Source organism: Pseudomonas sp. MYb118, assembly GCF_040947875.1.
Classification (GTDB): Bacteria; Pseudomonadota; Gammaproteobacteria; order Pseudomonadales; family Pseudomonadaceae; genus Aquipseudomonas.
The window spans coordinates 438764-461063 of the sequence record NZ_JBFRXN010000003.1 but is presented as its reverse complement, the minus strand read 5'-3'; the positions used below and the strand labels follow the sequence as shown (position 1 = coordinate 461063).

Below are 22300 nucleotides of genomic sequence, written 5' to 3'. Positions count from 1 at the left end.
ACCACAAACAATGCGTACACCCAGATCCCTGTAGGAGCGAGCTTGCTCGCGATGAACGTCCAGGCACCGCGGACTTTCAGGGCGCCAATCGCGAGCAGGCTCGCTCCCACAGAGGTCCAGGCTCACTACCCGTTCAAGCCGTTTGCCGACGGCCCTGCAACTGAGGTTTTTCCTGTTTGTCTTCCTGCCCCTGACGCAAACGCAACGCGGCGAAGGCAGCCAGCACGAGAATGACGGCGACCACCTTCATACCGTCCATGGCATTGCCGGTACTTTGCTCGATCGCGCCCATGACCGACGGGCCTACAAACCCACCGAGCAGCCCACAGGAATTGACAAAGCCCAGGCCGCCGGCCAGCGCCGCCCCTTTGAGGCGCGAAGCCGGGTACAGAAAAATGATCGACTGCACGACGAAGAACATCACCGCCGAGATACAAAAGCCCAGCAGGCTGATGACCGGCCCCGCCAGCGCCGCGATGCCCAGGCCCGCCGCCATGGTCAGCAAGCCCGCCACCAGCATCTGCCGGGAACGCGCGGGCGTCGTGGCCAGACGCGGCAAGGCGATGGCGCCGACGGCCGCCGCGAGCCAGGGCAAGGATGTCAGCATGCCGACCTGCAAGGTAGTCAACGCCCCGTATTTGCTGATGATGCCGGGCAGGAAAAAGATCACCGTGTAAATGGTGATCTGATGGCAGAAGTAGACCAGGATCGCCAACAGGATCTGCGGGGTCAGGCATTGCTTGAACGAGTGCCCGCCGTGGCCTGCACCCTCCTCGGCTTCGGCAGCCAGTTGCTGTTCGATCTGCGCGGCTTCAGCGGCACTCAACCACGGCGCCTTGCTGGGGCGGTCCGGCAATTTCTTCCAGACCACCATGGCGAAGAACACCGCTGGCAAGCCTTCGAGCACGAACATCCACTGCCAGCCGCGCCAGCCCCAGACACCGTCCAGCTCCATCAACGCGGCGCCCAGCGGCCCGCCGATGATGTTGGCAAAGCACACCCCCAGCAGGAAGTAGCCGGTGGCACGGGCGCGTTGTTCACGTCCGAACCAGTAAGTCAGGTACAGCATGACGCCGGGGAACAGACCCGCTTCGGCGACACCCAGCAGCAAACGCAGGACGTAGAACGAGGTCTCGCCCTGAACGAAAGCCATGGCCGCCGAGATCAGCCCCCAGGTCACCATGATCCGGGCGATCCAGAACCGTGCGCCGACCTTGTGCATGATCAGGTTGCTGGGCACCTCCGACAGCGCGTAGGTGAGGAAAAACAACCCGGCACCCAGCCCGTAGGCCGCCGCCGAAATGCCCAGGTCGACATCCAGGTGATGCTTGGCCAGGGCGATGTTGGTGCGGTCCAGAAAGCTCAGCACGTAGGCGGCGATCAGCAACGGCATCAGCTTGACGAACATCAATTTGTTGATCGTCGCCGAATCCCGGGGGGTATCAGGTACTTCTCTGCTTCTTGTTATTGTCATTGCACAAACCTCTTGGCAGTTGCGACTGTTGAAAGCCCCGACGGTTCAGACCACCGGGCGCAAAAAAAACATCAGACGTCCGGTTGGGCCACCAGCACTTGAGGGCGGTGGGAGAACATTTGCAGCAGCACCCCGCCCAACGCACACCCGGCCATCACGAAGAAGCACACGGTGTAGCCATCGAGCGTGGTCCAGCCACCGCCCATGCTGATAAGGGTGCCCATCAGCACTGGTGCAATACCGCCGCCGATGAACATCGCCGTGGTGATGATGCCGTTGGCCGTCGAGGTCGCCGCCGGCTGCGCCGAATCGGAAGCCACCGCGTAGTAGATGGGCCAGACGGCGTTGGCCACCAGGCCGAACAGCAGTTGCACGACGATGATGATCAGCGTGGTGTTGGCGAAGTAGAACGCACCGACACTGGCCGCCATCCACAATCCGCAGATGATCAGCGTCACGCGCCGGCCGATGATGTCCGACAGCGAAGGCCAGATCAGTTGCCCGAGGATGCCGGTCAGGGTGAACACCACGCTCATCCCCGCGGACTCGGCCAGCGACAGGTTGAGGATGTTGTACAGATACGCAGGCAAAACGATGTTGACGCCCATGTACACCACCTGCGTCAGCATGGTGTTACCCGCCGTCAGGGCGATATTGCGGTTGCGCAGGGTCGCCTTGAAGGTGGCCCAGGCCTGGCCCTTGACGTTGGTCGATGGCGTGCTGTCCGGCGGGGTCATGCCCTTGGCGGCGATGTCGACGTAGAGCTGGGTGATGCGCTCGGCCGTTGAATAGCGCGACCAGAAGATCATCAGCGGCAGCGCCACCACGAAGGCGAAGAAGAACACGTAACGCCAGTTGTCCTCGCCGAAGGTACTGATCACGAAGCTGGCGATGATGCCGCTGAGCATCGCGCCAATCGGGTAACCGGTGTGGTGCGCGCCCAGGGCAAAGCCGCGGCGCTCCACCGGCCACCATTCGGCGGTGTTGCTGACGCCGACCGGCTCACCCCAGCCCGCCCCCAGGTTTACGCCGACGCGCAGGGCGATGAAGCTGGCCAGATGGCCACTGAGCGCCTTGAAGCCGGAGAGAAAGGACAGCGCGGTGTAGCCCAGCACCAGGGGCACTTGGAAGCGCGCACGTTTCCAGCCACCGCCATGGCGATCACTCCAGATCGAGCCGGGAATATCCAGCACGGCCAGGGCCAGCATGACCACGGTGGCCACCGTGCCCCATTGGTCCGCCGACAGGTCGAAGTGCTTGGAAATTGTAGGACCCAGGCGCAGCACGATCTCGCGGTCGTAGGCGTTGAGGATCCAGATCAGCCAGCACACCAACAGCGAAACCCACGAAAAGCGGTGAATCTTGCCCAGCGATGCATTCTTGTTATTTTGCATGGGACATCTCCAGGCGTGCCGCTCACGCCCTGTCGAGAGAAGGTTGGTTGTCCTTAACGGTTCGGTCGTTCATCCATCAACTGGCGAAGCGCTGTTCGGCAATGCCTTTGACGCCAAGGCCGGTGATGGCGAACAGCGCGCCGCGTTGCTGGCCATCCTCGGGGAAGCGCGGCAGCGGTGGCCTGGCCATGGAGGTGACGAACAGGGTGTCCAGGCTCGGCCCGCCAAAGGTCAGGCTGGTGACCTTTTTCACCGGCATGTCGATGACGCGGTCTACCTGGCCGTCCGGGCTGTAGCGCACCAACTTGCCGGCATAGACCAGCGCCTGCCACAGGCACCCTTCCGCATCCACGGTGCAACCATCCGCCCCGCCACCGCCCGAGGTGTCCACCGCGGCGAACGTGCGACGGTTGCTGACGGCGCCGCTGGTGGTGTCGTAGTCGTAGGCCCAGATCTCGCCGGACCAGGTGTCGGCGAAGTAGAAGGTGTCACCACTCGGGCTCCAGCACGGGCCGTTGGAGACGATGATGCCTTCGTCCAGGGTGTGCAGGCTCAGGTCGGGGTCGAGCCGATAGAGCTTGGCGCTGGCCTGGTCTTCCTGGGTGTCCATCGAGCCGACGATGAAGCGGCCCCGGCGGTCGACCTTGCCGTCGTTGAGACGGTTATGTGGCAGGCCGGGCTCGGGATCGACGATCAACTCCAGGTCACCACTGGGCAGGTCGAGGTTGTACAGGCCGTTCTGCAACGCCACGATCGCCGCATCCCCCCGCTTGCGCAGGGCCATGGAGCCGATTTTCTGGCCCACATCCCAGGCGCGCAGCTCACGCCCGTCATCGGTGCAGCGCAGCACCCGTCCGTCGAAGCTGTCGATCCAGTACAGGCGCTGTTGCTCGACATCCCAGACCGGGCCTTCGCCGAGCGTGGTCTTCACGTCGACCACGATTTCGATACGCATGTGTCACCTCCGTCTTGTTGTTATGGAGAGGTCAGTACTTTCAAGGGGCAGAGGTGCCGATCACTGGCACCTCTGCCGGGCGCGCCGGCGCGATCAGAAATCGACCTGGTCCTTGCCCTTCAGGTCGAGCATTTCCCGCGCTTCGTCAGGCGTTGCCACTCGGCAACCCAGGGCTTCGATCACGGTGCGGATCCGCTTGACCTGATCGGCGTTGGAAGCGGCCAGCTTGCCCGGGCCGTCCCACAACGAATCCTCAAGGCCGACACGCACATGGCTGCCCATCGACAGGCCCATGGTGCCCAGCGGAATCTGGTTGCGCCCGGCGCCAAGGATCGACCACTGGTAGGCGTCGCCAAACAGACGGTCGGCGGTACGACGCATGTGCGCCAGGTCTTCCGGGTGCCCACCGATGCCGCCCCGCAGGCCGAACACCGACTGGATGAAGATCGGCGCCTTGAGCAGCCCGCGTTGCAGGAAGTGCGCGGCGGTGTACAGGTGGCCGATGTCGTAGCATTCGATTTCAAAGCGGGTGTGGTTCTCGGCACAGGCGTTGAGGATGTGCGCGATGTCGCGGAAGGTGTTGCGGAAGATCCGGTCGTCGCTCTCGGCCAGGTAAGGCCGCTCCCAGTCGTGCTTGAACTCGGTGAAACGGTCGAGCATTTCGTACAGGCCGAAGTTCATCGAGCCCATGTTCAGCGACGCCAGTTCCGGCTTGAGTTGCGCCACCGGCTGCAAGCGCTCTTCCACGCCCATGGTCGGCGCGCCGCCGGTGGTGATGTTGATCACCACGTCGCTCTTGGCCTTGATCTGCGGCAGGAACTGGCGGAACAGGTCGACGTCCTGGCTGGGCCGGCCGTCGAATGGATCACGGGCGTGCAGGTGCACGATGGACGCGCCGGCCTCGGCGGCACCGATGGCGGCGTCGGCAATTTCCTGGGGCGTGACCGGCAGATGCGGCGACATTGACGGTGTGTGAATGGCGCCCGTGACAGCGCAGGTGATGATGACTGGGCGTTTTTTGGACATGCGTATTCTCCATTCTTGTTCTTGACGAGAAAGTTAAGGGGGTTGCCCGTTGCGGATCAGCTCCGCTGGTTTTTGCGATAAGGGGTCGAAACGCCTAGAGGTACTCGACGTTGCCATCCACGCTGATGGCCTGGCCGGTCACGTTGCGTGCGGCGGGTGAACACAGGAACAGCGCCATGGCGGCAACGTCCTCGGCGGTGACCATGCGCTTGAGCGAGATCTTCTTCAGGTACTCCTCGCGCATCTGGGCCTGCGGCACGTTGATCTGTTCGGCGCGGGCACGGATCACACCGTCCATGCGCGGGCCTTCGACGATGCCAGGCAGCAAGGCGTTGACCCGCACGTCGCTCTCGCCCAGCTCCGAGGCCAGGGATTTCATCAGCCCGACGATCGCCCATTTGGTCGCCGCGTAAGGCGTGCGCCAGGCATAACCCAGGCGCCCCGCCACCGAGGCGATGTGAATCAGGTGGCCATTGGCCGAGGCCTTCAGCATCGGCACCGCGTGGTGAGCGAAACGGTATTGGCCAGTGAGGTTGATATCGATGGTGCGTTGCCATTCTTCGTCGGTGACGGAGTCGATGCCGGCGGTCGGCCCAGCGATACCGGCGTTATTGATCAGCACATCGAGGCCGCCGAACTGTTCGCGCTGCACCTTGAACACCGCTTCGATCTGCACGGGGTCACCAACGTCTGCGCGAGTGGCGACGCTGTCGGGGTAACGGTCACGGAACGCTGCCAGGGCTGCTTCACTGACATCGCACACATGCACCTTGGCGCCGGCTTCCATGTAGGCCGCCGCCAGTACTTCGCCGATTCCGGCAGCCCCGCCCGAGATCAACACGCGCAGGCCGCTGTAGGGCACCAGTCGATTGAGTACGCTCATGCTTTTTTCACTCCTGAAACACGCGACCGCGCCGGGTCGCTCTTGACGATCAGGCGCGCCAGGGAATCGGCGGCCTGCATGATGTCGTCGGTCACCGCCGCCCGGGCACCCGCGCCATCGCGTTCGACCAGGGCCTGGACGATGCGGTGGTGCGCTTCCATCGAGCGCTGCAAGTGCGTCTTGTCCGGCGCTACCAGCGCGAAGCATGGCCCCATGTGCAGCCAGAAGTTCTCCACGGCAGCGATCGTCAGCTCGGCCTTGGCCACGGCGTAGATGCGTCGGTGAAAAGCAAAGTTGGTCCACAGGTAGCGGGCCACATCGACACTGTCGGCGGCTTGCTGCATCTGGTCGCAAAGCTGGCTGATGTCGGCAAGATCGCTGTCCTTGAGCAGGCTGACGGCTTTCTCGGCCAGCAGCCCCTCGAGTGCAACGCGGGCGTCGCGGATCTCGCGCAGTCGTTCGGGGGTCATCATGCGCACACGAAGACGGGAGGTCTCGGTGACTTCGAAGGCGTTTTCCGCGCTGAGGCGGCTCAGGGCTTCACGTACCGGCATCGGGCTGGAGCCCAGTGCTTCGGCAAGGCCACGGATGGTCAGTTTCTGACCCGGCTGGAAGCGGCCACTCATCAGGGCTTCGCGGATTTGCCGGTAGACCTGATCCTGCAGGGTATCGCGGGAAACCTGACGCAGAGTGGGCAGGAGCGTTGGATCTGTCATGAGTAGTGGCTCACATTGGACGTTCTAATGGGTCCAATATGTGATCACAAATCATATATGTCAAATTGTTTTCGTCCTACAAGATCACCGGACGTGCAACTCACTCCCCCTTGCGCGGGCCTTTGCCTGGCCGCTTGCGAGTTTTCGCAGCGGCGCCCTGATATTCAGCGCTTGGTTCCTGCACAGCGTATTCAGCCACTGCGGTGTCACGCGGGCGGTAGGCCGCAGGCGCCTCGCTGGCGGCAGGTTGCGCGACTTTCCTGGTGACCGGTTTGTGCGCAGCCTTCGCCAGGAAAGCATTCGGCTGCATCGCGAAACGCTCAGCCAGCGCATAAGCCATCTTGTGGCTGATAGGCCGGTCTCCACCCAGCACTTTGGACACTGCGGTTTTATCGCCAATCTCGGGCAAGTCCGAACCGGTGAGGCCGAGGGTGAGCATCAGGTCCTTGATCAATTGCACCGGCGTGCACCCGGCCTCGAAAGCCGCGTTGGATTCACGAAACTGTTTGGAGTCGCGCTGGTAGGCCAGCATCTCGTCCTCCAGTTCGATGAGGATTTTCTCTTCGACCTTGTTCAGCACGCGACCGTCAGTGAGCTCATCCAGCAGAAAGGTTGCACGTTCGTAGTCGGCAGGCGTCTGGATGCCGTGCACGAACTCACCGCGCAGGCGATCCATCACCGCATGCAGTTCGCCCAGCGTAGCGATCATGTTTTGAAAATCGTTGGGGGTCGTGTTCATCGTTTCATTCCTTTGTTTTTTAGATACCAGGCGTTGGCCACGTCGTATTCGGCATGGGTGAAAACGTGTTTGACATAGAACTTTTGCCGAACGTAATTCACGCCGCCAATCACCCGCAGGTTGTTGCCACCCACGTCGATCACCACCCAATTCGCTGCCGCCCTCGGCTTGAACAGATCAATACTGTGTATACCGAAAAGCTTTTGCAGGTCCGCGAATTGCCCCGGACGGGCCATCTTCAAAATACGCAGGCATCGGTCCAGCCCGGTCTTGTCGTTCGGGTACAGAACCCTGGCTTCGTCGAATCGTGAAGGTGTGAGTATATCCATGGGCATCCTTGTCTCTGGTCATCCATGCTACGCCAGTTGTGTTTTTTGACAACAGCTATTCGTCGGCGGCATGGCGGGTTCGTCAGTGCAGTTTGAAAGAGAAAACGCCCTGCACAGTTTATCCGCCACTGGCCGACTCGCCGTGTGCATCCGTAGCAAGATGTATCGACAAAGCTGGCTGCACGGTCAGTTTTTCGCCATAGTAGGCGGCCCTATCGAGTTGCTCCATGAGGCATTGGCCATGCAAGGCGTCAAACGCAAGCTGGTTTTCGTGACATCTTTCGAATTGATCGCCGTCGCATTCAACACCCTGATTCTCACCGTGCTTGGCCACGACACCCAAGTCTCCACCGGATTGGCCATCGCCAGCTCGACCGTGGCCATGCTGTGGAATTACTGCTGGAACAGTCTTTTCGAGTATTGGGAAGCGCGGCGGGTCGACCGCACGCGCACACTATGGCGCCGGGTGCTGCATGCAGTAGGGTTCGAGATTGGCCTGCTCGGCATGCTGGTGCCGCTGTTCGCCTATTTCCTGCACGTCGCGCTGCTGGAGGCCTTGGCACTGAACGTCGGTCTGATGCTGTTCTTCCTGGTGTACACCTTCGTGTTCAACCTGACGTTCGACAAGATCTTCGGGCTGCCGCTGTCGGCACAGCCGGTTGAGGCAAATTGATCAACGGATTTCAGCCAGCGTACCCGAAAAGCTCGCCTCGACCGGCCCGCTGAGAAGCACCGGCCCGCTGCCGTCCCAACGAACGGTAACCGTCCCACCGTCGCATTCGACCTGCACGGTGTCGTCCAGCAAACCACGCCGAATGCCGTTCACCACCGCGCCGCAACAGCAGGAGCCGGAGCCGAGCGGGATGCCGCCGCCGCGCTCCCAGATGCGCAGCCTGATGTGCTGGCGGTCGATAACCTTGACGAAGTGCACGTTGGTCTTGAGGGGAAACAGCGGGTGCGTTTCGATGAGCGGCCCCACAGCAGCGATGTCCACCGCGTTCAGGTCATCGACGAAGTAAGTGCAGTGCGGGTTGCCCATGCTGCAGGCGGCTGGCTCTCCCGCCAGTGGCAGCACCGCCGAGTCCAGTTCCCGGGCCAGCGGGATTTCAGACCAGCCCAACAGCGGTTGCCCCATCGACACCGAAATGGTCTGGGCCGACGTTCGTTGGCAAGTGAGCACGCCACGGTGGGTGCGCAACGTCACCGACGTGCCATTGGCCTCGCGCATCAGCCGATCGGCAACGCCCCGTGTGGCACTGCCGCAGACGTCCAATGGCGAACCATCGGCGTTCCAGAAGATAACGCGTGCATCCGCGTCCTCACAATCGAGCACCACCGCCAATTGATTGAAACCGATGCCTCGATGGCGGTCCCCCAATTGGCGGGCCAGCTCACTGGTGACCGGGTTGCTGGAGTTTCGTGCATCTACCACCACGAAGTCATCGCCATTGGCGTGCATCTTGTGAAAGCGCAGTGGCATCGACCGATCCTTGTGTCGGGTTGCAGGGAAGTACCCTGCTGATCAGGGCAATCTCATTATTCAGCGTTCGCCAGATAATGCGCAACCAGCGCATTGGCATGCCCGTGGCCCATCGCATGTTCGGCCTTGAGCCAGGCGACCATCTCCATGTGTTTTTTGTCGCTGATCGTTGCCAGCAACGCCAGCCAGTGGCTGATGGGCTGCCCGTACTTCTTCTCGATCGAAGGAAAGTACGACGCAGGGCCTTTGACTTTTTGCTCGTCGGTCATTTTGCAAACTCCCTGTTGGTTTTGTTCCGGGCGCGGGCTCATCCACTCAGCGTTTCAGAGGTATCGCCAATCCGCGTGTCGTTTTGCTGAAGATCAGCAGGTGCCAGACACAGGGTGTTGCGCCCCATCGCCTTGGCCTCGTAGAGCGCCGCATCCGCCCTGGCCAGAAGACTGGCGGTGGTGTCGCGTTCATCCGGCACGACGCAGCACACGCCGATACTGATGCGCAGTTCGATGCGGGTTTCGCCGAACTTGGCCGGCGCCCCCACCAGCGAAGCACGCACGTCATCAAGCACTGCCACGGCGCCTTCCGGACTGGTTCCGGGCAACAACAGCAAGAACTCCTCGCCGCCGTAACGGCCGATACTGTCCGACTGGCGCAGCCGCCGGGTAAGGTGGTTGACGCAGTGGCAGATCACCTCATCGCCGGCCAGGTGTCCGTGCACGTCGTTGATCTGTTTGAAGTGGTCGATGTCGACCATGGCCACCGCCAGAAAAGAGCTGTCGCGACGCGCGCGTTCCAGCTCCTTGGAGAACTGCTCGAGGATGGCGCGGCGATTGAGAATGCCGGTCAACACATCGCGCAGGGCCAGGCGTTGCAACAACGATTCGCTGCGCTCCTTGGACAGCAACACCAGCCCCAGGGAAATCATCATGGCGGTAAACGTGCCAATGCTCACCGAGATGGTTTGCTTGAGGTTGCTGACGTCATAGCGCATCTCGGCAGCGCCGCCCCCGATAATCGCCACCACCCGCATGCCCAGGCCGATCAGGCTGATGCTGGAGCCAATGATCAACAGCATGCGCGCCCTGCCCTGTTTCGGGATGTAGCGCAACGTCCAGTAGATGATCAACGAGCATTGCACCATCAACATGATGGAAGCCGCGAGCATGCGCGGCTCCAGGGTGTCGATCAGGGTAACCATCGACACCAGCATCAACAGCATCGGTGCGAACACCCGCCACCAGGGCACCCTCAGCTCGACGATGCGGAACAGACTGGCCCCATAAAACGCCAGCGCCACCGACAACAAGGTGTTCGCCGCGCCATAGGTAAACCACAACGGGGCGTGCCCGTAGAACGTGTAACCGACGTAGGCAACGGCATGCGCCAACAGGCCGCAACCAATGGTGAGCAAGCCGTCGTGCCGATTGAACTGGCCAACCAGGATCAGACAAAACGCCATGATCGTCGCCACCAGGGCGACGCAGGCAAACAGCGTAGGTGTATGGGCAATCATCAACTTTCACCGGGCACTGGCAGGAGCTGCCATGGCCGCTAGTCTAGTTGAGCGGACGAAAGTCGCCGAGTTGTTTGGCCCCGGTGCTCAATGATGCTTGCCCAGATGCCGCCACGAAATCGTCAGGCCGAGCAGCAGCAACCCCAACATGGCCCAGGGAAAGGCACCGACACCGGCAGTCTCCAGCAGCACACCGCCGAGGATGCCGCCGCCGGCGAGCGCGATGTTCCAGGACGTCACCAGGATCGACTGTGCGACATCTGCGCCGGAACCTGCTGCATTGGCCGAGGCCGTTTGCAACAGGGCCGGCGAGCCGCCGAACGTCAGTCCCCACACCGCCACCGCGAAATACACCACCACCGGCTGGTTACCGGCCAGCCCCAACACCACCGCCGCCAGCGCAAAGCTTGCCAGGCTGAGCAACACCAGCCTGCGCAGTTGGCGGTCGATGTACAGGCCGGTGATCCACAGCCCCAGCAGCGAGGCAACGCCGAAGACCAGCAGCACCACGTCCACCCGTGCCGACAGGTCGGCCAATGCCAGATACGGCATGACGTAGGTGAACAGGATGTTGTGTGCCAACACCCACAGCACCAGCACCGCCATCACCGCAAGCACGCCCGGGGTTGCCAGCACCCGGCGCAACGACGCACGCTTTTGCGCCGCCTGGCCGGGGTAGTCCGGCACCTGGGTGAGGACCCAGGCGATCACGATGACCGTCAACAGCGAAATCAAGGTGAACGCACTGCGCCAGCCCATCGTGCTGCCGAGCAAGGTGCCCAAGGGCACACCGAGGGACAGCGCCAATGGCGCGCCCAAGCCTGCGACCGCCAGGGCACGCCCTTTGAGAGGGTCAGCCACCATGCGCCGTGCGTAACCTGCCAGCATGCCCCAGATCAGGCCGGCCGCCATGCCTGCCAGCAGGCGTGCGGCCAGGGCAACGTAGTAACTGGAGGTCAGCGCGGTGAGGGTGTTGAACGCCAGCAAGGCCAGCAATGTCGCTACCAGCAGCGGCCGGCGTCGCCAGCCGAGGGTGGCGGCGGTCAACGGAATGGCCGCCACCAGCGAACCGATGGCATACAGGGTCACGAACTGGCCGGCCAACGCTTCTGATACGTCCAGATCCTGGCTGATCTGCACCAACATGCCGGCCGGCATCGTCTCGGTCAGCAGGGCCAAGAAGCCGGTCATGGCCATGGCCAGCAAGGCGCCCAGGGGCAGTCTTTCCTCGCTGGTAATTGCGGTATTTGTCGTCGTCATGGGTGATCTTCTCAACATCCGTTTGCAGTGCCGCACAGTCTGGCCCGCTGTGGATCAATGAAAAACAGGCTAAAGTTCCAAATACTTGTGACTGATCTGTCATCAATCGAGGATAAGCATGGACAACCTGGGCGCCCTGAACGTGTTCGTTCGAGCCGGCGAAGCGCGTAATTTCACCGCTGCGGGCCAGCAACTGGGCATTTCGGCTTCGGCCGTGAGCAAGGCCATCGTGCGCCTGGAACAACGCCTGGGCGTGCGCCTGTTCCATCGCTCCACGCGCACCATCAACCTGACGCCGGAAGGCACACTGTTCCTGGAGCGATGCCGACGCATCCTGTGCGAGGTGGAGCTGGCGGAAGCCGAGTTGCTGCACACGCAGAGCACCCCGCAGGGCAAGTTGCGGGTCAGCCTGCCTTCGATCGGCACCCTGTTCATGGCCAGGTTCGCCCAGTTCAAGCGTTTGTACCCCGACATCGTGCTGGACATCGACTACTCGGACCGGCTGGTGGACGTGATCGAGGAAGGCTTCGACGCGGTCATCCGCACTGGCGAACCCAGCGATTCGCGGCTGATGAAGCGCTACATCGGCACCTGCCGCAAGGTCATCATCGGCGCCCCCGCCTACTTCGAGCAGGCCGGCACGCCACGCCAACCGCAAGACCTGGCCGAGCACGCGTGCCTGCTGTATCGCTACCCCAGCACCGGCAAGCTCGACACCTGGCCGCTGGGCAACGATGGCCAGCAGCCTGACATCGACCTGCCCGCCAGCATGATGACCAACACCCTCGATCCCCAGGTGTGTTTTGCCGAACAAGGCCTGGGCATCGCCTGCGTGCCCGAGATCGCCGTGCGCCAGCAACTGCAGCGAGGTCAACTGGTGACGGTGCTGGACGACTACAACGACAAGCACATCGTCTTCAACGTGCTGTGGCCCTCCAGCCGTCACCTCTCACCCAAGATCAGGGTGTTCGTGGATTTCGTCGCCGAGCATTTGTTGGCGCCGTGATTCCGAAAGTCGCTCGATTACGCCGTCGGGAGATGCGACATGCGAGCGCTGGACGATCTCACGACCGTTGAAGTAGGTTGCTCATCCGATTATGTCTGGAGGGTGCACAACCATGAACGATCGCCAGATCATCGTTCCGGATTCCATGAAGCTGCTCGCCGAGCGGGCCGGTTACGCGCCGGCGGTGAAGGTTGGCAAAACCCTCTACTGTGCCGGCCAGGTCGGGCGCACGCCGGAACTTGAGGTCATCGAAGATCCGCAGCAGCAGTTTTTGGCCGCCTGGGAAAATCTTCGTGTGGTCCTGAAGGCCGGTGGCTGCGGGTTTGATGACGTGGTCGAGATGACGACTTATCACGTCGACATGCAGCGCTACCTCTCACTGTTCAGAGACGTGAAGGATCAGGTTTTTCCAAGAAACACCTGCGCATGGACCTGCATCGGTGTCAGTGAACTGGCCAGGCCAGGACTGCTGGTGGAGATCAAGTGCATCGCGGTACAGCGTTGAAACAGGGCTTGTGACCGGCTCCAAGCAAGCCCGCTCCCACAGTTGAAATCAGTGACCCACAGTCACCGCTTCAACACCGCCTTGAGCAACGGATCATTCAGGTACGCCACGTTCAACCGTGTCCACGGGCTGACACGCGATTGCTCGGGGGAAAAGATGTGCCCCGGGGCAATCATGAAGCCCTTGGGCAACAGCTCGCGCGTCAGCTCGCGGGCGTCGTCGATGTGGGCGAACCGGGCCCACAGGTAGAGACTTTGCTCGGGCCTGGCGAACACCTGCGCACCGATCTCGTCGAGCATCTGCAAGCCGGCGTTGGTGGCGGCTCGCAGGCGGTCCTGCAAGCGCACCAGGTGCCGCAGGAAATGCCCCTCGTCGAGCATCACATCCACCGTGCGCTCGCAGAATTCCGAGGTGCTGGTGTGCAGCAGCATCTTCACATCGCCCAGTTCGTCGATGACGTCCTTGCTCCCGGCAATGAAGCCGACGCGCAACGCCGCCGACACCGACTTGGAGAAACTGCCGACGTACAACGAATGCTTGAGCTGGTCCAGCGCCGACACCTTGATCGCCGACGCCGACTTGAAATCGCCCAGCGCATCGTCGTCCACCAGGATGAAGCCGTGTTCCTCGGCCAGTTGCACCAGGCGATGCGCCTTGCTCGGGGAAATGTCCGAGCCCGTGGGGTTGTGCCCCACCGACTGGATGAAGAACAGCTTGGGCTTGTGCTCGCGCAGCAGGCGCTCGAGCACGTCGATGTCCGGACCATCAGCTAGCCTGGGCACGGCGAGCATGCGCGCGCCCTGCAATTGCAGCTTGCCGAACAGCGGGTAATAACCGGGGTCTTCGACCAGCACGCTGTCACCAAAGCCGATGAAGCGCCGGATGATCAGGTCGAGCGCGTGGTTGGCGCCGTGGGTGGTGACGATCTGCCGGGGGTTGGCGTGGATCGCATAGCTCGCCAGCTTCTGTACCAGGTGTTGGCGCAGGCCGGCATTGCCCAGGCGATTGCCGTAGCGGAATAACGTGGTCACGCCGGTGCGCATGATCTGCCGGGTGAACTTGTCCAGGCGCATGTCCATCAGCCAGTCCACTGGCGGAAACCCCTCGCCCAGCGGCGAATGCCCCGGCTCGCGGACGAACTGCTGGCGCATCAGCCAGATCGTGTCCATGGCCCGCGCATAGGGCGGCGGCTCTTCCGGTTCCGGTTGGCTGGAGGCGCCCTGCTTTACGAAAAAGCCCTGGCCATGGCGGGCCTCGACCAGGCCCTGTGAGGCCAGCGCCTCGTAGGCATTGATCACGGTGTTCTTCGAATGGCCCAGCAGGCGCATGCATTCGCGCAGCGACGGCAGGCGGTCGCCTTCGCGGTAGGTGCCGTTCTCGATCTGCTCGACCAGTGTGGCGGTCAATTGCTGGGCCAGTGTCAGGCGCACCATGGTTCATCGTCCCGGGTGAATGATGAACCAAGGGTACAGCTTAGGTACTGTCCGTCCAAACTGTACCTTCTTTGCAGGCACAGGGCGCATTAGGGTGACGTCATTCGAAAACAATAAACGTCACAGGATCACCCATGAGTATCGACTCGCGCCTTCCGAATTTCCGCAGTCTGTCCCCTGTCCAGCGCCTCGAGCATTTGCAACAACTGCTGCAATTACCCGCCGATGACGTCGCTCTGCTGCGCGATGCCGGCGCCCTACCTCTGGACATCGCCGACGGCATGATCGAGAACGTAATCGGCAAGTTCGAACTGCCTTACGCGGTGGCCAGCAACTTCCAGATCAATGGCCGCGACGTGGTCGTGCCGCTGGTGGTCGAGGAACCCTCGGTGGTCGCGGCCGCGTCGTTCATGGCCAAGCTGGCGCGCGATGCCGGCGGCTTCATGACCTCCAGCAGCCTGCCGCTGATGCGCGCCCAGGTGCAGATCGTCGACATCGCCGACCCGTACAACGCCCGCCTGAGCCTGATGCGCCGCAAGGAAGAAATCATCGAACTGGCCAACCGCAAGGACCAGTTGCTCAACAAACTCGGCGGCGGTTGCCGGGACATCGAAGTCCACACCTTCGCCCAGAGCCCACGGGGGCCGATGCTGGTGGCGCACCTGATCGTCGACGTGCGCGATGCCATGGGCGCCAACACGGTCAACACCATGGCCGAAGCCGTGGCGCCGCTGATGGAAGAAATCACCGGCGGCAAGGTGCGCCTGCGGATCCTGTCAAACCTGGCCGACCTGCGTCTGGCCCGGGCCCAGGTGCGCATTGCCCCGCAACTGCTGACCACCTCCGAGTACAAGGGCGAGGACGTGATCGAGGGCATTCTCGATGCCTACAACTTTGCCGTGGTCGACCCGTACCGCGCCGCCACCCACAACAAGGGCATCATGAATGGCATCGACCCGCTGATCGTCGCCACCGGCAACGACTGGCGCGCCGTGGAAGCCGGGGCCCACGCCTATGCCTGTCGCGATGGGCACTACGGCTCGCTGACCACCTGGGAGAAGGACGGCAACGGCCACCTGGTCGGCACCCTGGAAATGCCCATGCCGGTCGGCCTGGTCGGTGGCGCCACCAAGACCCACCCGCTGGCACAACTGTCGCTGCGCATCCTCGGGGTGAAGACTGCCCAGGAACTGGCGGAGATCGCCGTGGCCGTGGGCCTGGCGCAGAACCTTGGCGCACTGCGGGCGCTGTCCACCGAAGGTATCCAGCGTGGCCACATGGCGCTGCACGCACGCAACATCGCCCTGTCGGCCGGAGCCCGCGGCGAGGAAGTCGATTGGCTGGTCAAGCGCATGGTCGAGGCCCGGGATGTGCGCGCTGACAACGCCGCGCAACTGCTCAAGCAAAAGCGCGCGCTGTGATGAGCGCGCCTGACGACAGCGTGCGGCTGGTCGAGGTCGGCGCCCGGGATGGCTTGCAGAATGAACGGCTGACCCTGTCACCGTCGATCCGCGCGCAACTGCTCACGCGGCTGGTGGATGCCGGCCTGCGTACCCTGGAAGCCGGCGCCTTCGTGTCGCCGCGCTGGGTGCCGCAGATGGCCGGCACCTCTGAGGTGTTCAAGGCCCTGCCCCATCGCCCTGGCGTGACCTGGACGGCGCTGGTGCCCAACGTCCAGGGCCTGCAAGCGGCGCTGGACGCCGGTTGCCGTGAGGTGGCGGTGTTCGCCGCCGCCTCCGAAGCGTTCTCGCAGAAGAACATCAATTGCTCGATCGCCCAGAGCCTGGGCCGCTTCCAGGAAGTGCTGGTGCACGCACGTGAAGCCGGTGTGCGGGTGCGCGGCTACGTGTCGTGCGTCATGGGCTGCCCGTTCAGTGGCGCGGTCAGCCCGCGGGACGTGGCCGCCGTCAGTGCCGCGTTGTATGGCATGGGCTGCTACGAGATCAGCTTGGGCGATACCATCGGCGCGGGCACGCCAACGGCCACCCGCGCCCTGCTCCAAGCCTGTGCCGACGTGGTGCCGATCAGTCCGCTGGCCGGGCACTTCCACGACACCTACGGCATGGCCATCGCCAACATCTGTGCCGCGCTGGAGGCCGGGGTGCGGGTATTCGACAGTTCGGTTTCCGGTTTGGGCGGATGTCCGTATTCTCCGGGCGCAACCGGCAACGTCGCGACCGAAGACGTCGTCTACCTGCTCGAAGGGATGGGCATCCAGCACGGCGTGAACCTTGAGGCACTGGTCGACATCGGCAGCTTCATCGACGCCGAACTGGGCCGCACCACAGCCTCCAGCGTCGCCCGGGCGATGCTGGCCAAACGTCGTGCGGCAGGAGGCTGACACGCCTCGACTCTCTTCACGTGCATAACAATAAAAGCCCGTAAGGGCGGTGGGAGAACACTGTTGAAACCTCAATTGTACGAAGTCTGGGGCGACACCGTAGACGGTCGTCACCTGATCTGTTCCATCGCGATTGGCGCAGCGGTCAGCCTCAGCGCGTTTTTTCTCGCCCAGCAAGTGCTGTCCCACTGGGTCGCTTCGGCGCAGATGGCCCGCGCCTACGCCATGCTGGTGGGTATCGTCGGCTGCCTGGTCGGCGGCGCCATCAGTGCGGCGTTGTTCAAGCCCAAACGCCATGTGGTCGAGGAACAGGCCGATCCAGCCTGGCGCAGCGAGGTGTTGAAAGAACTGCAAAGCGAGTTCGGCGATTTGGGACGGCTGTCCGACCTGCCGCCGGAAACCCTGGCCGAGCTGCGTGAGATGGACCTCTACGAGCTGTTCGCCGAGCATGAGAAAACCCTCGGCGCGCCCGCCAGGACCAGCGACGAGTCCCCCACCGCGAAACAGCCCGCCGTAGCGATCAACGGAGGCCAGCCATGATGCCTGCCCTGTTGGATCAAATCCTCATCGCCCTGGGCATGGGTGTGCTCGGCGCGGTGATCTTCGCCGGGATCGGCCTGATCTCCGGCAGCGACGAAACCACCACCCTCGCCCCTCTGACCCTGCTGGTGGTGTTGCTCAGCGTGCCAGCGCCCGGCGTGCTGACGTTCTTCCTCGCCGGCGCCGTGGCCAAGCACATGACCCACGCCGTGCCCACCGCGCTGCTGGGCATCCCCGGGGACACCATGGCGACGCCGTTGATGCGCGAGGCCAACTTCCTGCGCAACCTGGGCGTGCCGCATATTGCCCTGCGCAAGATGATTTCCGGCGCGGTCATCGCCGCGTTGATCGCCGTGCCCATGGCCGTGCTGTTCGCGGTGATGCTCGCGCCGTTCGGCGACATGATCAAGCACGCGGCACCCTGGGTGTTTTTGGCGGCGGCGATCGCCATCGCCTGGTTTTCCAAGGGGCGCCTGGCGGCGGTGCTGGCGCTGATCCCGTTCGTGATGATCATCGTCGGTTTGCAGAGCATTACCGGCCAGTACGGGGTCAAGCTCAGCGTCAGCTACTTCCTCGGCATCGCCATCGGCCCGTTGATCGCGGCGCTGTTTTCCATGCTGGCGCCGGCCGAACGGGCGGCCATGCGCCGTGAAGCAGTGCGCAGTTTTTCCCTGTCGCCGGACGTGAAGAGCTGGGGCGGCTTCTTCCCCAACCCGCTGAAAGTGCTGGACCGCAAACAAAGCCTGTGGACGGCCGCCACCGCGGCAGTGTCCAGCGCCACGTTCGTGTTCAGCCCGGTGGCGATGACCGTGATCATGGGCGAAGTGGTCGGCGCGCGCGTCAAGCACGTGTACCACAAGCTGACCACGGTGATCACCGCGCGCAATGGCGTGACCGAATCCACCTACATCGCCGAGGCGCTGATCCCGCTGATCGCCTTCGGCCTGCCCTTGAGCCCGGTGGCCGCAGGCCCGGCGGCGCCGCTGTTCAACGCACCGCCGCGTTTCACCGTGGACTCGGCCACCGGGCAAGTGCACAACCTGCATTCGCTGCTCAGCACCTGGGAGTTTTTCGGCTACGGCATGCTGGCGGTGATCGTCGCAATCCTGGTGGCCTACCCCTTCACCATGAACTACGCGCACCGGGCGGCGGCATTCGTCACGCGCAAGATCAGCCATGAGGCGGTGATCGCCACCTTCGTCGGCCTGATCCTGGTGATCGGCATCTGGGAAGGCGGTTTGCTCGGGCTTCTGGTGATCGTCACCGTCGGCCTGCTGGGCGGTTTCCTCTCGCGATTCCTGGGTTTCAACATCGGCGTGCAGTTCATGGGCTACTACACCGCCGTGCTCACGGTGCCGGCGCTGGTTGCGCTGCTGGGCGCTTGATGCTTTGCAAAATAACAACAACAGGCAGGTGATCATCGTGCAGAACAAAACACTCGTTTCCATGCTGTTCGTGTTGAGTAGCGTCGCCCCCTTCGCCCAGGCGCAAACGCCGATTCCGGCGCTGGCCTACGCCAAGGAAGGCCGGCAGTTGCAGGCCATTCCAGGACCGGAACAGAACCTGCCCACCGTCACCGCACAGCAGTGGTTCAAGGTGTCGGACAAGGGCTTGCAACTGGAGGGGCCGTCATTCGATCGCAACGGCAACCTGTACTTCGTCGAGGTGTTCGGCGGCCAGGTGCTCAAGCTCGATGCGCAGAAAAAACTCAGCGTCGTCGTGCCGAAAAACGAGCTGGGTTCAGCGGGCCTGGCCATTCACAAGGACGGTCGCCTGTATGTCGCAGGCCTGGGTAACTTCAAGGACACCGGCAACCTCACGGCCTACAACGCCGACGGCTCCGGCAAACAGGTGATCATTGCCGGCGACAAGCACTTCCTGGTCGATGACCTGGTGTTCGACGACGCGGGCGGTTTCTACTTCACCGACTTCAAGGGCACCTCGACCGAGCCCAGCGGCGGCGTTTACTACGTAGCACCGGGGAGCGACACCATCGTGCCGATCCTGCCGAAACTGGCGATCGCCAACGGCATCGCCCTGTCCCCGGACGGCAAGACCCTGTGGGTCACCGAATTCGCCACCGGCCTGTTGCACCGCATCGAGCTCAAGGACGCACAGACCATCGCGCCCTTCGGCGAGGCCGTGGTCTATCGCTTCCACGGCCCGTCGCCGGACTCGATGCGCGTCGACGCCGACGGCAATCTCTACGTGGCCATGTACAGCCAGGGACGGGTGCTGGTGCTCAACCCCAACGGCCAGCCCATTGGCCAGATCCTGATCCCGGGGCGTGATGACGGGCACTTCCTGCGATCCACCAGCATGGCGCTCAAGCCGGGAACCAACGAGGTGTATCTGGTGGCCAGTGATGGAGATCTGGGCCAGGGCAGCGCGATCTTCCGCGCGCAGGGATTCGCCAAGGCGTTGAAGCTCTATTCGCACCAGTAAACATCGGTCCGAAATCCGTGGGAGCGACCATCGCGAGTGAACTCGCTCCTACAGTTCTGGAATCAGCCCAACGCCGTGTCGAGAAACATCATGACGCCGAAGCCCAGCATCAACCCCAGGGTGGCTGGCGTCTCATGACCATTGCGGTGGGTCTCCGGGATGACTTCATGGGACACGACAAAGATCATGGCCCCCGCCGCCAATCCCAGCGCAACCGGATAGCCCAATGCGAAGCTGCTGGAAAGCCCCAGGCCAATGATCGCCCCCAAGGGTTCCATCAACCCCGAACCAATGGCGATGATCGCCGCCCGGCCGGCCGATACCCCGATCGCCCGCAGTGCCAATGCGATAGCGAGCCCTTCGGGGATGTCCTGGATGGCAATGGCAGTGGTCAGCGGCAAACCGACGGTCATGTCGCCGGACGCGAAACTCACACCGATAGCCATGCCTTCGGGCAAATTGTGCAAGGTGATGGCGAGCACGAACAGCCAGATCCGGTTGATTCGCTTCGCTTCGGGCCCGCGCTTGCCGCTCTCGACGTGCTCATGGGGCACGAAACGATCGAGCCCGATCATCAGCGCAACCCCCAGGCCAAGCCCCAGCACCACGGTGCTCGCTGCCAGCAGCTGGTTGTCGAGCAGCTCCCTGGCCGCCGCAATACCCGGCAGGATCAACGAAAAGGAACTGGCAGCGAGCATCATGCCGGCAGCAAAGCCCAGCATGGTGTCCTGGGTACGAGACGAGATCTGCCGAAGCACAAGCGCAACGCAGGCCCCCAACGCAGTCGCCCCGAACCCCGACAGCCCACCCAGGACCGCGAGGTGCAGGAAATCTCTGCTGGCACCCACAAACGCACCGTAGCCACTGACCAGCAGCAACACCGCGACACCGGCGACCAGCAACCAGAAGCACCAACCCAGCCAACCGGAGCGGCTGATATGGCTGACCCAGGACCGAGAACCCGAACGAAAGGAAGATGAAGGTTGCGACATGACCTCCCCCGAACAGAAACCATTTTCAACGGTTTTCAGGCAATAAAGTACGTCCGTTCATCCCCGGCAAAGCGGTGGTGAAACGGACGTCGCAAAAATGATCGTCAATCTGTAAAGCTTTGGACAGAAATCAAGCGAGGCCCAGGAACGACAGGACGACCGCGATCACCACGACCAGTCCAACAATATAGATGATGCTGTTCATGTGCTTACCTCTCAGTGTGCATGAAATTGCGACGCCAAGGTGTGCAAGTGCAGGCACTGACCTTGGCTCGTATTTCAAGTGACAACACGCGAACGAAATAACTCCTTCTATTTGCCCTGATAGGAATAGGCAATGCTTGAAGATGAACCGGCATAGGTCGCTGACGGGTCGATGGCTACCATGGCACCTCACCTTTTGACGGGAGTTCGCCATGACCAGCACCAAAACCCTATTCATCACCGGTGTGAGCAGCGGCTTCGGCAGCGCGCTGGCGCGGGAGGCGCTTGCGAGCGGCCACCGCGTCATCGGCACCGTGCGTAACGAGGCCGACCTGCGGGCGTTTGAGGCACTTGCCGGGCAAAACGCCCATGGCGTGATCCTGGATGTCACCGACTTCGAGCGCATCGACAGCGTGGTTGCCGAGATAGAAGCGACGTATGGCCCGGTCGATGTGCTGGTCAATAACGCAGGCTATGGTCATGAGGGCATCTTCGAAGAATCCCCTCTGCAAGACATGCGCCGTCAGTTCGATGTCAATGTGTTCGGCGCCGTCGCGGTGACCAAGGCATTGCTGCCTTACTTTCGCCAGCGCCGGGCCGGGCATATCCTCAACATCACTTCCATGGGCGGCACCATCACCATGCCGGGGATCGCCTATTACTGCGCCAGCAAGTTTGCCCTGGAAGGGATCTCCGATACGCTGAGCAAGGAATTGCAGCCGTTCAACATCTTCGTCACCGCCGTGGCGCCGGGTTCGTTTCGCACCGATTGGGCGGGCCGCTCGATGCAGCGCACACCGCGCAGCATTGCCGACTATGACGCCAGCTTCGATCCGGTACGCATGGCGCGCGAGGAAAAAAGCGGCAAGCAATTGGGCGATCCGCAAAAGGCCGCGCAGGCGATGTTGCAGGTCATCGCCAGCCCGAACCCGCCCGCGCACCTGTTGCTGGGCAGTGATGCCCTGGGCCTGGTCCGCGACAAACTGCAACGCGCGCTCGCCGAGATCGACCAATGGGAAACACTGACCCGCTCCACTGACAATTGAGCGCTGTACACAGGATGACGGA

23 protein-coding genes are annotated in these 22300 nt (G+C 62.7%); 9 read left to right on the top strand and 14 right to left on the bottom strand.

The features are described from left to right. Nucleotides 1–133: 133 nt before the first annotated feature. The 8 genes from ABVN20_RS23570 to ABVN20_RS23535 all read right to left on the bottom strand — a co-directional run bounded on the left by ABVN20_RS23570 (nucleotide 134) and on the right by ABVN20_RS23535 (nucleotide 7516). On the bottom strand, nucleotides 134–1474 hold the full coding sequence (locus ABVN20_RS23570; RefSeq protein WP_368558155.1) for an MFS transporter: 1341 nt from the start codon (nucleotides 1472–1474) through the stop codon (nucleotides 134–136). A 71-nt stretch (nucleotides 1475–1545) separates the two neighbouring features. Then, the gene (locus ABVN20_RS23565) at nucleotides 1546–2868 is read right to left on the bottom strand and encodes an MFS transporter (protein ID WP_368558154.1); all 1323 of its coding nucleotides are present in this window, start codon (nucleotides 2866–2868) and stop codon (nucleotides 1546–1548) included. Between the two features lie 76 nt (nucleotides 2869–2944). Next, nucleotides 2945–3823, bottom strand: a complete 879-nt coding sequence (locus tag ABVN20_RS23560; RefSeq protein ID WP_368558153.1) for an SMP-30/gluconolactonase/LRE family protein — start codon at nucleotides 3821–3823, stop codon at nucleotides 2945–2947. Between the two features lie 93 nt (nucleotides 3824–3916). Further along, on the bottom strand, nucleotides 3917–4849 hold the full coding sequence (locus tag ABVN20_RS23555) for a 3-keto-5-aminohexanoate cleavage protein (RefSeq protein ID WP_368558152.1): 933 nt from the start codon (nucleotides 4847–4849) through the stop codon (nucleotides 3917–3919). Between the two features lie 94 nt (nucleotides 4850–4943). Then, a complete protein-coding gene (locus tag ABVN20_RS23550; protein ID WP_368558151.1) occupies nucleotides 4944–5732 on the bottom strand; it encodes an SDR family oxidoreductase in 789 nt (262 codons plus the stop codon). Further along, the gene (locus ABVN20_RS23545) at nucleotides 5729–6448 is read right to left on the bottom strand and encodes a GntR family transcriptional regulator (protein WP_368558150.1); all 720 of its coding nucleotides are present in this window, start codon (nucleotides 6446–6448) and stop codon (nucleotides 5729–5731) included. The genes ABVN20_RS23550 and ABVN20_RS23545 overlap by 4 nt, the downstream gene beginning before the upstream one ends. 100 nt (nucleotides 6449–6548) lie before the next feature. Further along, nucleotides 6549–7187, bottom strand: coding sequence for an XRE family transcriptional regulator (locus ABVN20_RS23540; protein ID WP_368558149.1), 639 nt, complete (start codon nucleotides 7185–7187; stop codon nucleotides 6549–6551). Further along, entirely contained in the window at nucleotides 7184–7516 is a 333-nt protein-coding gene (locus ABVN20_RS23535; protein WP_368558148.1) for a type II toxin-antitoxin system HigB family toxin, read from the bottom strand. The genes ABVN20_RS23540 and ABVN20_RS23535 overlap by 4 nt, the downstream gene beginning before the upstream one ends. A 241-nt stretch (nucleotides 7517–7757) precedes the next feature. Here ABVN20_RS23535 and ABVN20_RS23530 point away from each other — a divergent pair, with 241 nt between their 5' ends. Then, nucleotides 7758–8189, top strand: coding sequence for a PACE efflux transporter (locus tag ABVN20_RS23530; RefSeq protein ID WP_368558147.1), 432 nt, complete (start codon nucleotides 7758–7760; stop codon nucleotides 8187–8189). Here the strand turns inward: ABVN20_RS23530 and dapF are convergent, their stop codons facing one another. From dapF to ABVN20_RS23510, 4 genes are all read right to left on the bottom strand, one after another. Continuing rightward, complete coding sequence (gene dapF / locus ABVN20_RS23525) at nucleotides 8190–8996, bottom strand: diaminopimelate epimerase (RefSeq protein WP_368558146.1); 807 nt, start codon at nucleotides 8994–8996, stop codon at nucleotides 8190–8192. It abuts the gene before it with no gap. A 56-nt stretch (nucleotides 8997–9052) separates the two neighbouring features. Then, the gene (locus ABVN20_RS23520) at nucleotides 9053–9265 is read right to left on the bottom strand and encodes a DUF4287 domain-containing protein (RefSeq protein ID WP_368558145.1); all 213 of its coding nucleotides are present in this window, start codon (nucleotides 9263–9265) and stop codon (nucleotides 9053–9055) included. Nucleotides 9266–9303: 38 nt separating this feature from the next. Continuing rightward, a complete protein-coding gene (locus ABVN20_RS23515; protein WP_368558144.1) occupies nucleotides 9304–10506 on the bottom strand; it encodes a GGDEF domain-containing protein in 1203 nt (400 codons plus the stop codon). An 87-nt stretch (nucleotides 10507–10593) separates the two neighbouring features. Further along, a complete protein-coding gene (locus ABVN20_RS23510) occupies nucleotides 10594–11766 on the bottom strand; it encodes an MFS transporter (RefSeq protein WP_368558143.1) in 1173 nt (390 codons plus the stop codon). Between the two features lie 118 nt (nucleotides 11767–11884). On the opposite strand from ABVN20_RS23510, the gene ABVN20_RS23505 reads away from it, so the two are divergent. Together ABVN20_RS23505 and ABVN20_RS23500 are read left to right on the top strand one after the other, a co-directional pair. Beyond that, the gene (locus tag ABVN20_RS23505) at nucleotides 11885–12772 is read left to right on the top strand and encodes a LysR family transcriptional regulator (RefSeq protein WP_368558142.1); all 888 of its coding nucleotides are present in this window, start codon (nucleotides 11885–11887) and stop codon (nucleotides 12770–12772) included. A 112-nt stretch (nucleotides 12773–12884) separates the two neighbouring features. Beyond that, complete coding sequence (locus tag ABVN20_RS23500; protein WP_368558141.1) at nucleotides 12885–13277, top strand: RidA family protein; 393 nt, start codon at nucleotides 12885–12887, stop codon at nucleotides 13275–13277. Between the two features lie 62 nt (nucleotides 13278–13339). Here the strand turns inward: ABVN20_RS23500 and ABVN20_RS23495 are convergent, their stop codons facing one another. Beyond that, the gene (locus tag ABVN20_RS23495; protein WP_368558140.1) at nucleotides 13340–14710 is read right to left on the bottom strand and encodes a PLP-dependent aminotransferase family protein; all 1371 of its coding nucleotides are present in this window, start codon (nucleotides 14708–14710) and stop codon (nucleotides 13340–13342) included. Nucleotides 14711–14844: 134 nt separating this feature from the next. Between ABVN20_RS23495 and ABVN20_RS23490 the strand changes: the two genes are divergently transcribed. The 5 genes from ABVN20_RS23490 to ABVN20_RS23470 all read left to right on the top strand — a co-directional run bounded on the left by ABVN20_RS23490 (nucleotide 14845) and on the right by ABVN20_RS23470 (nucleotide 20036). Continuing rightward, nucleotides 14845–16131 carry a hydroxymethylglutaryl-CoA reductase, degradative gene (locus ABVN20_RS23490; protein ID WP_368558139.1) on the top strand — a complete coding sequence of 429 codons (1287 nt, stop codon included), beginning with the start codon at nucleotides 14845–14847 and terminating at the stop codon, nucleotides 16129–16131. Continuing rightward, nucleotides 16131–17051, top strand: a complete 921-nt coding sequence (locus tag ABVN20_RS23485) for a hydroxymethylglutaryl-CoA lyase (RefSeq protein ID WP_368558138.1) — start codon at nucleotides 16131–16133, stop codon at nucleotides 17049–17051. Before ABVN20_RS23490 ends, ABVN20_RS23485 begins: the two co-directional genes overlap by 1 nt. Nucleotides 17052–17114: 63 nt before the next feature. Next, nucleotides 17115–17591, top strand: a complete 477-nt coding sequence (locus ABVN20_RS23480) for a hypothetical protein (RefSeq protein ID WP_368558137.1) — start codon at nucleotides 17115–17117, stop codon at nucleotides 17589–17591. Beyond that, nucleotides 17588–18976: a tripartite tricarboxylate transporter permease gene (locus ABVN20_RS23475; protein ID WP_368558136.1), complete on the top strand. Its 1389-nt coding sequence runs from the start codon at nucleotides 17588–17590 to the stop codon at nucleotides 18974–18976. The genes ABVN20_RS23480 and ABVN20_RS23475 overlap by 4 nt, the downstream gene beginning before the upstream one ends. A gap of 37 nt (nucleotides 18977–19013) precedes the next feature. Next, nucleotides 19014–20036 (top strand): SMP-30/gluconolactonase/LRE family protein, encoded by a 1023-nt coding sequence (locus ABVN20_RS23470; RefSeq protein WP_368558135.1) that lies wholly within the window; start codon nucleotides 19014–19016, stop codon nucleotides 20034–20036. Nucleotides 20037–20098: 62 nt separating this feature from the next. Here the strand turns inward: ABVN20_RS23470 and ABVN20_RS23465 are convergent, their stop codons facing one another. Next, entirely contained in the window at nucleotides 20099–21028 is a 930-nt protein-coding gene (locus ABVN20_RS23465; RefSeq protein ID WP_368558134.1) for a ZIP family metal transporter, read from the bottom strand. Nucleotides 21029–21444: 416 nt separating this feature from the next. Between ABVN20_RS23465 and ABVN20_RS23460 the strand changes: the two genes are divergently transcribed. After that, entirely contained in the window at nucleotides 21445–22278 is an 834-nt protein-coding gene (locus tag ABVN20_RS23460) for an oxidoreductase (RefSeq protein WP_368558133.1), read from the top strand. The last annotated feature ends 22 nt before the right edge of the window (nucleotides 22279–22300 follow it).

Coding starts and splice junctions, on each gene's coding strand:
- ABVN20_RS23490 (WP_368558139.1), top strand. CDS start 14,845: ATGAGTATCGACTCGCGCCTTCCGAATTTCCGCAGTCTGTCCCCTGTC.
- ABVN20_RS23505 (WP_368558142.1), top strand. CDS start 11,885: ATGGACAACCTGGGCGCCCTGAACGTGTTCGTTCGAGCCGGCGAAGCG.
- ABVN20_RS23485 (WP_368558138.1), top strand. CDS start 16,131: ATGAGCGCGCCTGACGACAGCGTGCGGCTGGTCGAGGTCGGCGCCCGG.
- ABVN20_RS23465 (WP_368558134.1), bottom strand. CDS start 21,028: ATGTCGCAACCTTCATCTTCCTTTCGTTCGGGTTCTCGGTCCTGGGTC.
- ABVN20_RS23475 (WP_368558136.1), top strand. CDS start 17,588: ATGATGCCTGCCCTGTTGGATCAAATCCTCATCGCCCTGGGCATGGGT.
- ABVN20_RS23520 (WP_368558145.1), bottom strand. CDS start 9,265: ATGACCGACGAGCAAAAAGTCAAAGGCCCTGCGTCGTACTTTCCTTCG.
- ABVN20_RS23495 (WP_368558140.1), bottom strand. CDS start 14,710: ATGGTGCGCCTGACACTGGCCCAGCAATTGACCGCCACACTGGTCGAG.
- ABVN20_RS23560 (WP_368558153.1), bottom strand. CDS start 3,823: ATGCGTATCGAAATCGTGGTCGACGTGAAGACCACGCTCGGCGAAGGC.
- ABVN20_RS23460 (WP_368558133.1), top strand. CDS start 21,445: ATGACCAGCACCAAAACCCTATTCATCACCGGTGTGAGCAGCGGCTTC.
- ABVN20_RS23545 (WP_368558150.1), bottom strand. CDS start 6,448: ATGACAGATCCAACGCTCCTGCCCACTCTGCGTCAGGTTTCCCGCGAT.
- ABVN20_RS23535 (WP_368558148.1), bottom strand. CDS start 7,516: ATGGATATACTCACACCTTCACGATTCGACGAAGCCAGGGTTCTGTAC.
- ABVN20_RS23570 (WP_368558155.1), bottom strand. CDS start 1,474: ATGACAATAACAAGAAGCAGAGAAGTACCTGATACCCCCCGGGATTCG.
- ABVN20_RS23550 (WP_368558151.1), bottom strand. CDS start 5,732: ATGAGCGTACTCAATCGACTGGTGCCCTACAGCGGCCTGCGCGTGTTG.
- ABVN20_RS23565 (WP_368558154.1), bottom strand. CDS start 2,868: ATGCAAAATAACAAGAATGCATCGCTGGGCAAGATTCACCGCTTTTCG.
- ABVN20_RS23540 (WP_368558149.1), bottom strand. CDS start 7,187: ATGAACACGACCCCCAACGATTTTCAAAACATGATCGCTACGCTGGGC.
- ABVN20_RS23530 (WP_368558147.1), top strand. CDS start 7,758: ATGCAAGGCGTCAAACGCAAGCTGGTTTTCGTGACATCTTTCGAATTG.
- ABVN20_RS23510 (WP_368558143.1), bottom strand. CDS start 11,766: ATGACGACGACAAATACCGCAATTACCAGCGAGGAAAGACTGCCCCTG.
- dapF (WP_368558146.1), bottom strand. CDS start 8,996: ATGCCACTGCGCTTTCACAAGATGCACGCCAATGGCGATGACTTCGTG.
- ABVN20_RS23555 (WP_368558152.1), bottom strand. CDS start 4,849: ATGTCCAAAAAACGCCCAGTCATCATCACCTGCGCTGTCACGGGCGCC.
- ABVN20_RS23515 (WP_368558144.1), bottom strand. CDS start 10,506: ATGATTGCCCATACACCTACGCTGTTTGCCTGCGTCGCCCTGGTGGCG.
- ABVN20_RS23500 (WP_368558141.1), top strand. CDS start 12,885: ATGAACGATCGCCAGATCATCGTTCCGGATTCCATGAAGCTGCTCGCC.